The sequence below is a fragment of the Nocardia carnea genome, from assembly GCF_029869215.1.
Classification (GTDB): Bacteria; Actinomycetota; Actinomycetes; order Mycobacteriales; family Mycobacteriaceae; genus Nocardia; species Nocardia carnea_B.
Genome location: NZ_JARWPM010000435.1, coordinates 1 through 13,979, shown reverse-complemented (window position 1 = coordinate 13,979; position 13,979 = coordinate 1). Strand labels below are relative to the sequence as shown.

16 protein-coding genes and 1 pseudogene are annotated in these 13,979 nt (G+C 66.8%); 5 read left to right on the top strand and 12 right to left on the bottom strand.

Features of this window, described 5'->3' with window-relative positions; translation table 11 throughout:
• The coding region (locus QH276_RS32800; protein WP_280407007.1) for an NAD-dependent epimerase/dehydratase family protein at window positions 1-414 on the bottom strand (414 nt) is incomplete at its 3' end.
• 123 nt (window positions 415-537) lie between these two features.
• Here QH276_RS32800 and QH276_RS32795 point away from each other — a divergent pair.
• Window positions 538-1,221, top strand: coding sequence for a TetR/AcrR family transcriptional regulator (locus tag QH276_RS32795; protein ID WP_280402120.1), 684 nt, complete (start codon window positions 538-540; stop codon window positions 1,219-1,221).
• 268 nt (window positions 1,222-1,489) lie between these two features.
• On the opposite strand, the gene QH276_RS32790 is transcribed toward QH276_RS32795, so the two are convergent.
• The 9 genes from QH276_RS32790 to QH276_RS32750 all read right to left on the bottom strand — a co-directional run bounded on the left by QH276_RS32790 (window position 1,490) and on the right by QH276_RS32750 (window position 8,347).
• The gene (locus tag QH276_RS32790) at window positions 1,490-2,305 is read right to left on the bottom strand and encodes an NAD(P)H-binding protein (RefSeq protein ID WP_280402119.1); all 816 of its coding nucleotides are present in this window, start codon (window positions 2,303-2,305) and stop codon (window positions 1,490-1,492) included.
• Window positions 2,306-2,338: 33 nt separating this feature from the next.
• The gene (locus QH276_RS32785; protein WP_280402118.1) at window positions 2,339-3,214 is read right to left on the bottom strand and encodes an alpha/beta hydrolase; all 876 of its coding nucleotides are present in this window, start codon (window positions 3,212-3,214) and stop codon (window positions 2,339-2,341) included.
• 38 nt (window positions 3,215-3,252) lie between these two features.
• Window positions 3,253-3,705, bottom strand: a complete 453-nt coding sequence (locus QH276_RS32780; protein ID WP_280402117.1) for a nuclear transport factor 2 family protein — start codon at window positions 3,703-3,705, stop codon at window positions 3,253-3,255.
• Window positions 3,702-4,199: an allene oxide cyclase barrel-like domain-containing protein gene (locus QH276_RS32775; protein ID WP_280402116.1), complete on the bottom strand. Its 498-nt coding sequence runs from the start codon at window positions 4,197-4,199 to the stop codon at window positions 3,702-3,704. The genes QH276_RS32780 and QH276_RS32775 overlap by 4 nt, the downstream gene beginning before the upstream one ends.
• A 35-nt stretch (window positions 4,200-4,234) precedes the next feature.
• Window positions 4,235-4,837 carry a DoxX family protein gene (locus QH276_RS32770; RefSeq protein ID WP_280402115.1) on the bottom strand — a complete coding sequence of 201 codons (603 nt, stop codon included), beginning with the start codon at window positions 4,835-4,837 and terminating at the stop codon, window positions 4,235-4,237.
• Between the two features lie 48 nt (window positions 4,838-4,885).
• On the bottom strand, window positions 4,886-5,821 hold the full coding sequence (locus QH276_RS32765; RefSeq protein WP_280402114.1) for an RNA polymerase sigma-70 factor: 936 nt from the start codon (window positions 5,819-5,821) through the stop codon (window positions 4,886-4,888).
• Complete coding sequence (locus tag QH276_RS32760; RefSeq protein WP_280402113.1) at window positions 5,818-6,999, bottom strand: NAD(P)/FAD-dependent oxidoreductase; 1,182 nt, start codon at window positions 6,997-6,999, stop codon at window positions 5,818-5,820. The genes QH276_RS32765 and QH276_RS32760 overlap by 4 nt, the downstream gene beginning before the upstream one ends.
• Before the next feature lie 152 nt (window positions 7,000-7,151).
• Window positions 7,152-7,559, bottom strand: a complete 408-nt coding sequence (locus QH276_RS32755) for a hypothetical protein (RefSeq protein WP_280402112.1) — start codon at window positions 7,557-7,559, stop codon at window positions 7,152-7,154.
• A 35-nt stretch (window positions 7,560-7,594) separates the two neighbouring features.
• Window positions 7,595-8,347, bottom strand: a complete 753-nt coding sequence (locus QH276_RS32750; RefSeq protein WP_280402111.1) for an SDR family oxidoreductase — start codon at window positions 8,345-8,347, stop codon at window positions 7,595-7,597.
• A gap of 122 nt (window positions 8,348-8,469) precedes the next feature.
• Between QH276_RS32750 and QH276_RS35640 the strand changes: the two are divergent.
• The 3 genes and pseudogenes from QH276_RS35640 to QH276_RS32740 all read left to right on the top strand — a co-directional run.
• Window positions 8,470-8,595, top strand: a pseudogene (locus QH276_RS35640) (sigma factor); the annotation flags it as partial.
• A 116-nt stretch (window positions 8,596-8,711) separates the two neighbouring features.
• Window positions 8,712-9,098: a nuclear transport factor 2 family protein gene (locus tag QH276_RS32745; RefSeq protein ID WP_280402110.1), complete on the top strand. Its 387-nt coding sequence runs from the start codon at window positions 8,712-8,714 to the stop codon at window positions 9,096-9,098.
• A gap of 428 nt (window positions 9,099-9,526) precedes the next feature.
• Complete coding sequence (locus QH276_RS32740) at window positions 9,527-9,931, top strand: hypothetical protein (protein ID WP_280402109.1); 405 nt, start codon at window positions 9,527-9,529, stop codon at window positions 9,929-9,931.
• 12 nt (window positions 9,932-9,943) lie between these two features.
• Here the strand turns inward: QH276_RS32740 and QH276_RS32735 are convergent, their stop codons facing one another.
• Together QH276_RS32735 and QH276_RS32730 are read right to left on the bottom strand one after the other, a co-directional pair.
• Window positions 9,944-10,210: a hypothetical protein gene (locus QH276_RS32735; RefSeq protein WP_280407006.1), complete on the bottom strand. Its 267-nt coding sequence runs from the start codon at window positions 10,208-10,210 to the stop codon at window positions 9,944-9,946.
• 166 nt (window positions 10,211-10,376) lie between these two features.
• The gene (locus tag QH276_RS32730; RefSeq protein WP_280402108.1) at window positions 10,377-10,565 is read right to left on the bottom strand and encodes a hypothetical protein; all 189 of its coding nucleotides are present in this window, start codon (window positions 10,563-10,565) and stop codon (window positions 10,377-10,379) included.
• Window positions 10,566-10,579: 14 nt separating this feature from the next.
• Here QH276_RS32730 and QH276_RS32725 point away from each other — a divergent pair, with 14 nt between their 5' ends.
• On the top strand, window positions 10,580-13,915 hold the full coding sequence (locus tag QH276_RS32725) for a DUF4132 domain-containing protein (RefSeq protein ID WP_280402107.1): 3,336 nt from the start codon (window positions 10,580-10,582) through the stop codon (window positions 13,913-13,915).
• Window positions 13,916-13,979 lie beyond the last annotated feature (64 nt).

Here is a 13,979-nt window from a genome sequence, read left to right as displayed (position 1 = left end):
GAGCGCGGCGGTCCACAGCTCCGCTCGCACCCTGCCCTTGACCGATGTAGGCCGCAACGGGAGATCCTCGGTCATCGCACCCTCCACCGGACCGTAACCATAGAGGTTGCCGGTGCTCACGAGGACCGCACCGGTGTGCTCCGCGGCCCGGATCATGGCCGCGCCCAACGGCGGCCAGTCGGTGGCCCACCGGTGGTACGCCGGTCCGGCGCAGTTGTACAGGGCCACCGCCCCGCGGGCATGGCCGGCCAATGCCGTGGCGTCGGTGGCGTCCGCCGCGCGCAACCGGATCCCGTCCTGCGCCGGACCGCTGCCGCTGCGGGTGATGACGACCACCTCCTCGCCCCGGTCCGAGAGCAGTCGCGCGAGGGCGCGACCGACCGGCCCCGCTCCGATGATGACGTGAAGTGACACAGCGCCGGCCTTCCGTAGTGAACAGTGTTCTCGAATGCGATCAGCGTAAACAGAAAGCGGCCTCGGGTCAAGAACAGCGTTCTTGTCATGAACTGCCGTTCTCGGGCGTGTCATACTGGCGAAATGTCCGCCACCTCGTTGCGCGCCAGAGTGCGTTCGGAAATGATCCGCGAGATAAAAGACGTGGCGCGGGCCCACTTCGCCCGCGAGGGCGCGAACCTGTCGCTACGCAGCGTGGCACGGGATATGGGAATCGCCGCCTCGGCGCTGTACCGCTATTTCCCGAGCCGGGACGCCCTGCTCACCGCCCTGATCACCGATGCCTACGAAGACTTGGCGGCCGCGGCGGCCGCAGCCGAGGCCGCCATCGAGCGGGGGGAGCTGCGACAGCGCTGGGCCGCGGTCTGCCGCGCGGTCCGTGCCTGGGCCCTGGCTCATCCGGCCGAATACGGCCTGCTCTACGGCGACCCCATTCCCGGATACGAGGCGCCCGCGGAGACGGTGGAGCCGGCCGCTCGGGTGCTGCTCCTGCTCGTCGATATCGTCGACGACGGCGCTCAGCGCCTGATGCCCATACCGGACGATCTTCCCGGAGAGGTCCGCAGCGATCTGCGCCGCCTCATCGAACAACGTCCGGGCACGATCTCGGAGGCACGGCTGGACCGGATCCTCGCCGCATGGACCCAACTGTTCGGACTGGTCGGCTTCGAGGTCTTCGGCCGGCTGAAAACCGTCATCGAGAACCCCGCCCCCTATTTCGACCACCACATGTCCCTCATGGCCGATATGGCAGGTCTGCCGCGCTGACTCGCGGCAGTCCGTTCGGCGACGACGATCGGGATCGAGCCGGAAGCGTTCGACATGGTCTTCGCGCGCGTCGGCGCACTCGTCCATGAACACCGTGTCGGGCCGTCCTGGCCGCACTACGCCGACGCGGAATACCCACGCGAAATCCGCACGGGCGGGCCCGCATATAGTCCGCGCGGCCGCCGTCTCCGTCTACTGCCGCGGGACCGGCCGGCCAGCCCGCCCCGTCGCGGATGTCGCGCACTTTCCGGCCTGCCCGATGGCGCGGTCAGCGGAAGGCTTCGGCATGGACTTCGGCCCATTGCCGGAACGTGCGCGGCGGGCGGCCGAGAATCTGTTCCACGGTCGGCCGGACGATGGATTCGTCGATGGCTCCGTCGGCATAGAAGTCGAAGAAGGCGTCCACGTATTCCACGGGTGTGTTCTCCAGCATCTGGGCGCGCGCCGCATCATCGGTGAGTTCGACGCAGGTGAGATCGCGGCCGGTGGCCTCGGCCAAGATCGCCACCTGCTCGGCCGGGGTGAGCGGTTCCGGCCCGGTGGGCCAAAGAATCTCACCGTGATGGGAGTCGGCCCGCAAGACGGTGGCGGCCACCGTGCCGAGATCCAGTGGATCCAGAGCAGCCGTGCGCACCCGCGGGAACGACACCCGGATCACATCCCCATCGCGCAGCTGCGGCAGCCAGCGCAGCGCATTCGACGCGAACGCGCAGGGCCGCAGAATGGTCCACGCCACCCCGCCCTCGGTGGTCTCCTGCTCAGCGGCCATCATGTAGCGGGTGATCGCATTGCTGGTGTCACCGGTAGCCGCGGAAACACCGGAAAGCTGCACGATGTGTTCGACACCTGCCTGCGCGGCCACCTTCGCCACACCCGGGTAGCCGGGCAGCAGGAACACCGCGCGCACCCCATCGAAGCGCAGTGTCTCGGGCGCGGTGAGATCCCCGGCCACGACCTCCACTCCGTGCGGCGCGCCCGTTCCCGAGGGATCGCGCACCAACGCTCGCACGGGTTCGCCTGCTGCCGCCAGTGCCTGCACGACTTCCGCGCCGACATTGCCGGTCGCTCCGGTCACCAGAATCATCAGATCGTTCCTATCGTTTTGTTGTCGGTGAGTTCACAGAGTGCGCTGGAAGTGCGCGGCGACAGCGTCGAGGGCGATGGTGACCTGCGGTTCCTGGTCGTAGAAGTCGAACTGGGTGCCCACGGTCCAGACGATATCTTTGGGTCCGGCCAGCCCGGAGTGGAAGCGCCGCGCCCCGTCCGGGATGGCGGCGTCCTCGCTGTGCACGAGGATAGTGGGCTGGGTGATGTGCGGAGCCAGCGCGATGGAGTCGTAGGTGAGCCACTCGGCCCACGCCATGACCGCGAAGCGGTTGGGCCACGCCGGAATTCCACCGCGCGCGGGGTTGAGGTAGAAGTCGATCTCGTAGGGCATGGCGGCACGGTCGTCGGTGGCGCTGACCACGGGCACGTAATCGATCTCACCGGTCTCGTCATAGCGCGAGCGAGCTTCGCGGGCCAGCGCCAGCTTTGCAGCCACCGCCTCGCTACCGCCGTAGACCTGCTCACAGACCGCGGCGTCGTGTAGCCATGGCGCGACCAGTGCCAGGGATTTCACGGTGGGGTCGGTGGCGGCGTTGCCGGACATGTACATCGCGGCCGCGCAGATGCCGAGCGCACCGAGCCGGTTCCCGTCCACTGCCGGATGACCAGCCAGGAAGGCGACCGCGTTGCCGATGTCGCGCACCTTCCGCGCCGGATTCTCGACATCACGTGGTTCGCCCGCCGATGCACCGAAGCCGGAGAAGTCGAACGACAACGCCGCGAACCCGCGCTCGGCCAGGCGCTGGGCGTAGCGGTCGGCCATCAACTCCTTGACGCTGGTCCACGTGCCGGCCACCACCACCCCGGGCGCGGTACCACCGTCTGCGGGCAAGAACAGGTTGCCGACGAGTTCCACACCGTCGCTGTCGAATTCGACCTTGATCACCCTAACTCCTTCTCAGAAATGACAGATCGACGCGGATCTCATGGCAGTAGGCCGCGATTGCCGGCGCCCCAGGTCGCGGTCATCACCACGCCGCTGATCTTCCAGGCGCCGCAGGCGCGCACCAGATCGAAGTGGTAGGTGCCGGCGAGCGTCCACAGGCAACCACCGACCGCATCGGACTTGCGATGGGTGGCCTGAAAGGACGCGGTGCACACCGCCCGGTCACCGTCCACGGTCACCAGGTGATTGCCGAGCAGGTGCTGAGTGGCGTCGAAACCGCCGAGGGTTTCGCGCCAGGCGGTCACGATCTGCGCGGGGGTGACCGTAATGGGCTCGCCGCCGTCGAGGCTCGTGTAATCCAGCCTGACGGTGCCGTCGAAAATGGTTGCGAGCTCGTCCCATTCACGATGGTCGGCATGCCAGGCCATACGCGTGCAGGTGTCGACGACGTCCAGGCGATCCGTGATCCGGCTTTCGGGGTTCGCGGTCACCGGATGACCTCGGCGCGCACTCGCTCATTCGGGGTGGCGATGTCCCAGAAGCGCACGGTGCCCCGCGCATTCCGGTACTCGCCGGTGCCGCCGGTGATGGCCATGTCGAGCGGGCTCGCGCCTCTGGTCCAGGTGGACTGCATGGTCACGGATCCGCGCTCGAGTTCCATGGTGATCAAGCACTGCATCAACACGTGATCACCATCGATATGCAGGGTCTGGCAGGAGCCGCCACCCTGTCCGACTCTGCGCCCTTCTTGTATCGCGTTGCCGGAGTAGACGTCCATGTCACCGAGGCTCGGCCCCGCCGGGCCGAGGTCGAGAGCCTCGTACTGGGTGTTCTGCACGTGTAGTTCGATGACTTCGACCTGTTCCGTCGCCGGTTCGTCCGTCTCGTCTCCGCCCGTGCCACAGCCGCCGACAGTGCCGGCGATGAGCGCAACGGCCGTGAGGCGCATGAGGGCTGATGTGGTGCGTTTTTCGTTGAGGTGCATTCGAGCTTCCTTGTGTTCGGCCTGGTGAAAGTTCTTCATGGACGCGGCTGCTCGACCCAGCCGCGCTCGACCGCCCAGTCACTGGTGATGTCGGCGGTGACGGGCAGGGTGAGCAACGAGACAGCAGACAGGACGACGAGCAGCCCGATCGACGCGGCCCATTCGCGCCCAGTGGCCTGCGGCCGATCCGCGGTATGTCCGCCGGCTCGCCGCCCGGCCGGCCGCAGCGCCCACGACGCGACGGCGAACGCCATGAACATCAGCGGCGGCGCCCAGGACACAGGTTCTTCGCCGAGTGCCAGATACGACACCGCGGCGCCTGCCCACATGAAGCAGACACCCGCGTATGCCCACTCCTTGACCAGCCCGAAGCCGGGGACTGCGATCGCGAGCGCGGCAGCGACGTGGCATACGCCGAGGATGTAGGCGAAGTAGTCCGGATATCCGAGACGGACCAGCTGGTCTTCCATCCAGTCGATCGTGAAAAGGTCCCACGCCGCTCCGGCAAGCAGCTCACCGAGGATGACGAAGGTGGTGGCCCAGTAGGCGATGCGGCGGGCCCGGCTACTGCCGGTTGGTGCGACGGTGACCGGCTTCTCGTCGGTCGCGCGTTCTCGGGTGTCGGTCGAAGTCTGCATGTCGAATTACCTTTTATTGGTGGCGAGGGGGAACGTGCGGTGTCTGTGTCATCGTTTGTCCGGCCGGGGTGAAAGACCGGTTCCCTGCTGCCGAGTGAGCCGGCGTGGCACTGCCACCGAGAGGAGCTTGTCCGGATTGCGGATGGCATAGATATTGGTGATCTCGTCGTGGGTGATCTCGATCAGGAACACCCCCTCCAGGTGGTCGCCGCGGTAGGCGACCAGCGCAGGTGCGCCGTTGCAATGGATCGTCTCGATCCGCAGGCCCGGCAGTGCCCGCCCCTTGTGGAATAGGTGCACCAGGCGCGCGGCCACCGTCTCCGCGCCGACCACCGGATGGCGTGCCGCGGCGGCCTTGCCTCCACCATCGGCGATGAGGGTGGCGTCCTTCGCCAGTAGCGAGAGCAGCCCGTGCAGATCGCCGGTCGTGGCCGCCGTCATGAACTGCTGGGTGATCCGGGCCGTTGTCGCGGTGTCGGCGGGTTCGAACCGCCTGCGCCTGGACTGCACGTGCTTGCGGGCCCGGTGGGCGGCCTGTCGCACCGTCGCAACGGATTTGCCTACCGCGGCGGCGATGTCGTCGTGCGAGAAGCCGAATACCTCACGCAGCACGAACACCACGCGTTCGTCGGGTGTGAGTGTCTCGAGTATCACGAGCATCGCCATGGACACCGATTCGGCGAGCACCACGTCGGCCGAGGCGTCGTTCTCGTCGAGCAGCACGGGCTCGGGCAGCCAGGGGCCCACATAGTCCTCCCGCCGACGCGCGCTGGCCCGCAACGTGTTCAGCGATTGACGGGTCACCAGCCGCGCCAGATAGGACTTGGTATCCCGCACTGTCGCCAGGTCGACTTCCGCCCACCGCAAGTAGCTGTCCTGCAACACATCGTCGGCCTCGGTCGCCGAGCCGAGTACCTCATAGGCGATCGTGAACAACAGCGGCCGCAACAGGGTGAACCGCTCGGCATGTTCGTCAGCGGTCACGGCGACGTGACACTCTGTGCTGCGGCCGGCTGCATGGGCCGGGTGCCGCCCTTCGGCCAGATCACGGAACCGGGTTTGCGGGCCTCGCGCCGGATCTTCGACACCCCGAGCTTGCAGGTGAGCTCCTTGATCGCCGCGCCGGGCCGTCCGCCGATATAGGCCTTCACCGGTCTGTCATCCTTGCGGGCCAGTTGCCGGACGCCGCTACGCCGCCCCAGACTGACGCACGCCCCCGAAAACGCCACACTGAGCACTGCCGGCTCGGTTCCGGCGAGTCGGCTCAGCACCGTGTCGACGGCCTGCGCGCCCAGTGGCCCGGCGGCATAGGAACTCATCCGCAACGGCAATCCCGACGGCGCCGCGGCATCGCCCGCCGCGATGACACAGTCATCGTCGAGACTGGTCAGCGTCTCGTCGGTGAGCAGCCGCCCGAGCGAGTCGGTGCGCAACCCGCTGGCCCGGGCCAGATCGGGCACACCGAAACCGGCTGCCCAGATGGTGAGCGCGCTCGGCCGCACGGCACCGCCGCCGAGGAGGACCGCGTCCGGACCGACCTCGGCCACCTCATCGTTCTCGAGCACGGTGACACCGTGGCTGTGCAGCCACGTGGCGATGGACCGGCGCCCGGGTGCACCGAACGTCGGTGCCAGGGTGCTGCCGCATATCAGCGTGACCGTGCGGCCTTGTTCGGCCAGTTCGGCTGCGGTCTCGATGCCGGTCAACCCGCCGCCGACGACGGTGATCGAAGCGTCCGGCGGCACCTCGTCGAGCCTGGAGCGCAGCCGCCGGGCGAACTCGAATTCGGCAACGGAGTAGGCGAATTCGGCCACACCGGGCACCGGCGGCGTCGCCCCGGTGCTCCCGACCGCGTAAATGAGATAGTCGTAGTCCAGCTTGGGCCCGGATGCCAGCTCGACCGTGTGGGCGGCGGCATCTATGCGGGTGGCGCTGTCGACGACCAATCGGACCTCCTCGGCGAGGAGGGTGCCGTAGTCGACCTCGGCCCCGCCGGTGCCGGCCACGAACTGGTGCAGTCGCACGCGGTCGACGAACTTCGCACGCGGATTGATCAGTGTGATGTCCACGTCCGCGCGCATCCGCAGCCGGTTGGCCGCGAGTGCTCCGGCATAGCCACCGCCGATCACGACAACCTTGTTCGATGTGGTGTGTTCAGACATGCCCCCAAGACACCGCAGGACGCTGAAACGTGACACGACACGATGTGAAGTGGCACATACCGCCAACCGGCTTCGGCCGAGTTCGTGGAAGCCGCCATAGCGCATCGCCGGCCGTACCAGCTGGTCGATAGGCCGAGCCCAGTGATGCGCACTCATAGCGGATGATGGGCGGTGGTTGGCGGTTGCTGTCTCGAAGTGCCGAGCGAGAACAACAACAGCGTCACCGAGATCAGCACCCCGACGGCAAGGACCGCGAGCAACAGGTTCGCGTTCGCAGGGGCGGTGTGCGTCGCGAGATGGGCACGATAGCGCAGGTGTATCACGAGGTGCGCGACCGACCACACCGCGTACGAGCCCAGTCCGCTGCGCACGGCCAGCGGGCTCGCGGCCACGGCTGATGCCGCGAGGGGAATGGCGAGTGCCAGATTCATCGCCCCGTAGTCGAGCAAGAGGTGCGGATTGTAAGGCATGCCGAGATTGACCCAGGAGACGGAGAAGAACCGTTCAGGAGCGGCCAGGATCACGACTCCCAAAACGGCGGAGACGACGGCGAAGAACACCAGGCCCCCGCGCGCCACCCGGCCTCGCACGCCCGTCACCGCGACGCCCGCTCGCGCAGGAACTCCTCGAATGCGAGGGTGCCTCGGGGATTGTCGGGTACGAGATTCCAGCCCTCCGCGTAACCACGCGCGATCCGGCCCGGCAGGTGTGGCGAAAGAATCGGCCGTCGCCGATGCACGACCGAGCGGTAGATTTCCGCCAGCTCGCGCAGGCTGTAAATCCGCGGCCCGCCCAGATCCGGTGCCTTTCCGGCGGGAGTGTGGACGGCCAGCTCCGCCAGGCGGCTCGCGACCGTCCCGATGTCGATGGGCTGGAATCGGAACCCGCCGGGAGCGAAGGTGACCGGCAGCCACCGCTGCACATCGAACATGGTGGCCAGCAGATCGTGGAACTGAGTGGCGCGCAGGTTCGTCCACGGCAGCCCGCTACCCGAGATCACCTCCTCCGCCGCGAGCTTGGCGCGGTAGTAAGGCAACGGGATCCGGTCCACACCGACAATCGAGATATTCACCAGATGCGGCGCGCACCCGGTGCGGCGCATCGCATCCACGAGCCGCCGGGCCGCCACCACATCACCGCGGCCGTAGGTGGTGGCACAGTGCACGACCGCATCCACTCCCTCGACTGCCTCTGCGAGCCCGTCTCCCGTACGCAGATCCCCGACCGCACGCCCCGCTCCAGGGGTGCGGCTCAGCACCCGAACCTCGCGCTCCCGATATTTCAATCGTTCGACCACGGCCCGGCCCAGTTTCCCGGTGCCACCGGTGACCAGCACTGTGCTCATCATGACCCACTTCCTCGCGACGAAATGCGTTCATCGGTTCAGAACCGGACACAGCTCCGGAATGTGACAGGTCGACGTGACTGTGATGCACCTCTCACATCCGGCCTCGCCTAACCTCGTAAGCAATGGACTCGCCGGAAACCGCCGACGCCCGCCGCGCGTCGGTCTTCGAAGAGCATCGGCCGCGCCTGTTCGGTCTGGCCTATCGCCTGCTCGGCTCGGCTGTGGACGCCCAGGACATCGTGCAGAGCGCCTATCTCATTCTCGATATCGACGCCGCGCATTCACGCCAGCTGTACCACCGCGCCCGCGCGCATCTGGCGAGTCGGCGACGCGTTTCGCCGCAGACGATTCCCGGCATCGCCGGATGGTCACCGAGTTCCTGGCTGTGGCCGCCTCGGGCGATGCGGCGAGACTGCACCGCCTGCCGGCCGACGATGTGGTTGCCTGGACCGACGGCGGCGGCGCGACCGCGGCCCACCGCCCTATCCTGGGCCGCGAGCGTGTACTGCGCTACCTGATCGGTATGACCCGCCGCCCTGAGGCCTCGCGTATCACCCTCGACTCCGCAATGGTCAACGGCGAACCCTCAGTGCTCGCCTTCGACGGCGACCGTCTCGCCGCCGTCATCACCATCGAGCTCACCGACTCCCGAATCGGGACCGTGCACATGATCGTGGCCGAAGCCAAGCTGGCCTTTGCCGCCGCTACCGTCGATCAACTGACGCCCGGCGTACCATATTCAGCGAACTAGTGTTCCGCGCCTGAAATGGTTGTCCAATAGCAGGATTCGACCGAGGCGAGGACGTGCCCGCTTCGGCATCGACCGCCAAACCACCAGCGCGATCCTGCATCGTCATAACATCCCCGTGCGGCGACGTGGCTTGTCCCCGAACAAATCGCGCAAGCGATCGACCGCTACGAACGGGGCTGCTCCCGGACCAAAGTCGCCAGGCATCTCGCCGTCGATCCGACCACAGTTCTGAACCGCCTGGGACAGTATAGAAATCGTGAGCACTGCTTCCATTTGCACAGAAATGGAAATCTCCAGCTCAATGCCTCTTTTGAATCTGTAGTTTCCCGGCGTCGGGCAAGTCTTCGGCGGCATAGTTCCTCGCTTCCCGAAGCGGCGGCGTGGTGCTGGACAAAGACCAGCTCGCTCCGGTGTTGGAGGAATCGGTCATGCGCCGGCTGACTGGAGACCCGTTCGATCGGGACTCGGACATCTATCGCGAGCTCGTGGCGCCCGGGATCTACGACAGCCTGATCCGAACCGGCCTGACCGTGGCCGCCCAGCACCCGGTGGTGCTGGACGCCCCGTTCTTGTCGACTGTGCGCGCGGCAGGCGCCGCAGGGCTTCCGTTGGGAGTTTTCATGCGGCAACATGCCGAAGCCGAGGCGGATCTGCCGGTGGTGACCGTGTGGATCGACTCTGCTACCGAGCAGGTTCGGCAACGGATGATCGCGCGGGGTTCTGCCCGCGACGCACCCAAGTTGGCGGACTGGACCGGGTATCGGTCCGGTGTTCTCGATTCCGGAGTTCGGGAACTGGCCCGCACCGTGTGCGATCTCGTGATCAACAACTGAGCCGGACCCAGGTCAGCGCTCCGGGCCGGTACCGGTGAGAAGCGGCAGCAGCGAGTTTATGACCGCGTGGATCACTCGCGTCTGTTCGGGTGATGCTGCAGTCAGTGGCGGGCGGACTCGCGTCGGGAACCCAGACAGCCGAGTCGATAGCGCTGCTTCAGCGAAGGCGATATCGCTGATCGGCAGCCATTTACGGGCGTCGGTATAGCGATCGAATTCGCGTTGCCGAGTCCGGGCACGCTCGACAGCGCCGGTGATCACCGCCGCAGCGACCGCCACCGGTAGCTCGACAACCGGTCCGCCGGCCCCGGCGACCACCCCCGCTGCGCCGATCTCCGCGATCCGGGCCCCGATTCGGTCGTCACCGAGAAAGACGCGGACGTCGGGGCCGATCTGTTGATACTCGTGTGTCAGAGCGCGGTCTTTCCCGGAGTCCTTGATCCGGTCAGCTGCGGAAACTCTTCCGCCGGCTGCGCGGCGCGGCGACGGGCACTGTCGCGATATGCGGGGCGTCCCAGCGGTCCAGCATGACAGCCGTGCTGTACGCCCGGATCGCGAGAAAGGCGCCGTGGCCCAGCGAGATCTGACCCGTCTGTCCCGCGAGCAGATTCAGCCCCGGTGTCACACCCTGCATCTACTGTCGCCAGTGTGGAAGTAGCACCGAACCCCTTGCCCGACGAATCCCTCCTCCAGCTCCCGGCTTCCTGGAAGGCCGGTCGGCTGAGGAGCAGACGCGCTCTCCCCTCGGCCGGCGCGACTGAACTGTGGCGCGCCGAATTGCAGCAGCACCGCTCGAGAATCGACCTGGCCATCGAAATCCCCGAGAACGCGGAATTCGCGAAGGCCATGCAGGCATATCTCGACGGCGAGCCCGATCCGCTCGGCGCTGCCGCCATTTCGATGATCCTCCACGACCGAAGCCGTCGGGAAACGCTAGAGGGCAGCACCATCGATGCCTGGGAACTCGAGCACGGCCTTCCGTTCGCAGCGGCCGCAGTGGTCGAGGAAGCCGGACTCGCGTACGAGGAGCACTGGCCGTTCCGGAAATCGCCGCGCTGGCGCGAAAGCACCGGGCTGCTGAAACGTGCTGTGCGAGGCGGGGTGGTAGGCGACTGGGAGTACCGCGTCACCGAGCGGCTTCGAGGCGCCATCGAGGCGTGCGAACCCGCGGTCTACAGCGAAGTCAGAGCAGCTGTCGCTTCGCGCCTGCACGGTCAAGCGCTCCTGGAACGCGCTTCGTTGCTGTTCCCGGCCGAGGATCAGTGGATCGCCGACGCATGTGCGGGATACATCAGATACCAAGGCGCGACAGACGGTGGACTCTGGCCGCTCATTCGAACCACCGACCAACTCGAGGCGCTCGATGGGATCGCGCTCTACCCGCGAGAAATCGGGGCTGCGAAGCTCGGCGCGCTGATGGCTCGACTCGGCGTCGACTGCCTGCCCGCCTTGGTGGCGACGCTTGACAACGGTTGGGAGCCCGACACCAAAGGCCGACAGGCGGTCCTGGCCGCGATCGCCATGCTCCCCAGTGATGCGGCGGTGTCGTTCCTGCTCGACCGTATCAGCGATCGGTTCGTTCTAGCGGCGGCCTGTGCCGCCGCCCGGCGATTCCCGGTGCGGATGATGCGGGCCGCAGCGGCCCGAGATCCGGTCGCAGACCCTGCCGGGCGCGAGTACTTGGCGGCCGTGCTCAGCGAGGTGCCGCAGGAGTGGTTCGACCCTGCATTCGCGCAGCTCGGAGAATCCGATCAGGCGAGAATCAAAGGGCTCGTGAACGATCCGGACGCGCTGCCGGACGCCGCTGCGGAATCGCTGCCGGCGCTGCTCGTGGCGCCGCCGTGGCTCGCAGATACCCCGAAGTCGAGTCCGACCGTGATCCGGGGCCTCCGCGTCGAAGACGATCCGAAGCTGGAATGGGCCCAGGGAGAGAAGCAGCGATTCGCCGAGTGTGCCGCCGAATCCGAGCCGAGGGGCATCGTCCCGAGGTGGGATCTCATGGCGGAGCATGTCTCGCAGCGTTACAGGTCCGACTATGTCTGCCAGATGCTCGCCTATGGGCCTTCCGAGTTCGCCGATCCGCTCCTGGAGCGGTGGACGGGCGAGCTGAAGGCCCATAGCCGGGAGGAGGCCCGGTCGTTCATCCACGCGATGCTGCTTCGCTACGGGAGCGCGGTCGCGGACCGAATCGTCGAGTACATCGCGGAAACTGGGCGAGAGGGCGATTGCCTGGGGCCCATCGTGTCGATTGCCGCAGCCCGGGCGGCGGCCCACTGGCTAGCGAACCTGAAGGTGCAGCGAGCGGAAGGCGCCGCCTGGCTCGACCGCCATGGGGCGACCGGTGCGATCCTCCTTGTGCCCGATGCCGTTGGAGGCGAGAAGAAACGACGCACCGCAGCTGTGACCGCCCTGATCCATATCGCGGAGCGGCAAGGAGCGCAAACGGTCATCGACGCGGCGGGGCACTACGGCGAGCAGGTCGCCGCCGCGATCCGCGTAGTCCTCGAGCAAGGCCCGGTCGAGACTCGACCGGCGAAGAAGCCTGGCATCGGCGCCTGGGTGAATCCTCGGCTGCTTCCGCAGGTCGCGATCAAGGACCGAACCGCAGCACTTCCCAGGACTTCGGTGCTGCATCTGGTCTCAATACTGTCGATCGCCGAACTCGACACTGCCGACCGCGGAGTGGAGGTGCTCGCTGAGACCTGCGATCTCGAATCGCTTCGAGCGTTCTCCTGGAAATTGTTCGAGCACTGGGATTCGGCCGGCGCTCCGGCGAAGGACCGCTGGGCACTGGACCAGCTCTGCTGGTTCGGTGACGATGAGACCGTGTGTCGACTCGCACTGCTCATCCACGAATGGCCGGGTCTGAACCGCCATCACCATGCGGTTGCCGCGTTGCAAGTGCTCGGCAGGATCGGCAGCGAATCGGCGCTCCTCGCAATGCAGAACGTCGCCCTCCGTGCGAAATTCAAGGCAATCAAGGCGGAGGCCGGAAAGCAGATCGAGGTCATCGCCGCTCGGCTCGGGCTCACTCGGGAGCAGCTCGCGGATCGGCTCGTGCCTGATTTCGGGCTCGGGGAAGACGGTGCGCTCGTGCTGGAATATGGGCCGCGGCGGTTCAGGGTGTTGTTCGACGAACAGCTCGAGCCGTACGTCACCGACGAGGACGGGAACCGCCGCAAGAGCCTTCCGAAGCCGGGTGCGAAGGACGATCCGGAGGTCGCCGAAGCTGCGTACAAGCGGTTCGGCGATTTGAAGAAGGAACTTCGGGCGGTTGCCCGCGATCAGATCCGGCGGCTCGAAGCCGCGATGGTCAACGCTCGCAGCTGGAACCGCGAGGAGTTCGAGCGGTTCTTCGTGCGCCACCCGCTCATGCGGCATCTGGCCAAGCGCATGATCTGGCATGCAGAGACCGCTGATGGCCGGATCGGGTTCAGGTTCGCCGAGGACGGGACCTCGAGCAACGCGAACGATGACAAGATCGAACTGCCCGAGAGCGCGGTGTTCAGCCTCGCGCATCCGATCCACATGGAACCGAAGGAACGCGATGCTTGGGGTCAGATTCTTGCCGACTACGAGATCCTGCAGCCCTTCGAGCAGTTGAGCCGACCGATTCTGGCATTCACCGAGGAGGAGCTGTCCACCGGAAGGCTCACGAGGTTCGAGGGATTGAACGTCGAGCCGGGGCACTTGCTGGGGCTGACCAATCGCGGTTGGGTGCGGGGCAAGCCGCAGGACAACGGGACCGAGTTCGGCATGCACTACCCGCTGCCGGGCGGAGGGTATGTCGCCATTGAGCTGGATCCGGGCCTACAGATCGGCATGGGCGCCTCGTACAACGAGACGCAGCGGCTCGACACGGTGTTCCTGACCGATGAGATCGATGATTACTACCGCCGGCGCGGCGGGCATCCGACCGAGATCGACCTCGTCGCTTCGTCGGAGGTCCTTGCGACGCTCGAGCGGCTGCCTACAGTGGATTGATGTCGTGGGGGGGGGGGGGGGGGGGGGGGGGGGGGGGGGGGGGGGGGGGGGGGGGGGGGGGGGG

Excerpts from the sequence above, each read along its gene's own strand:
- QH276_RS32795 (WP_280402120.1), top strand. The coding sequence starts at position 538 with ATGTCCGCCACCTCGTTGCGCGCCAGAGTGCGTTCGGAAATGATCCGC.
- QH276_RS32790 (WP_280402119.1), bottom strand. The coding sequence starts at position 2,305 with ATGATTCTGGTGACCGGAGCGACCGGCAATGTCGGCGCGGAAGTCGTG.
- QH276_RS32775 (WP_280402116.1), bottom strand. The coding sequence starts at position 4,199 with ATGCACCTCAACGAAAAACGCACCACATCAGCCCTCATGCGCCTCACG.
- QH276_RS32770 (WP_280402115.1), bottom strand. The coding sequence starts at position 4,837 with ATGCAGACTTCGACCGACACCCGAGAACGCGCGACCGACGAGAAGCCG.
- QH276_RS32760 (WP_280402113.1), bottom strand. The coding sequence starts at position 6,999 with ATGTCTGAACACACCACATCGAACAAGGTTGTCGTGATCGGCGGTGGC.
- QH276_RS32750 (WP_280402111.1), bottom strand. The coding sequence starts at position 8,347 with ATGATGAGCACAGTGCTGGTCACCGGTGGCACCGGGAAACTGGGCCGG.
- QH276_RS32745 (WP_280402110.1), top strand. The coding sequence starts at position 8,712 with ATGGTCACCGAGTTCCTGGCTGTGGCCGCCTCGGGCGATGCGGCGAGA.
- QH276_RS32740 (WP_280402109.1), top strand. The coding sequence starts at position 9,527 with ATGCGCCGGCTGACTGGAGACCCGTTCGATCGGGACTCGGACATCTAT.
- QH276_RS32730 (WP_280402108.1), bottom strand. The coding sequence starts at position 10,565 with ATGCAGGGTGTGACACCGGGGCTGAATCTGCTCGCGGGACAGACGGGT.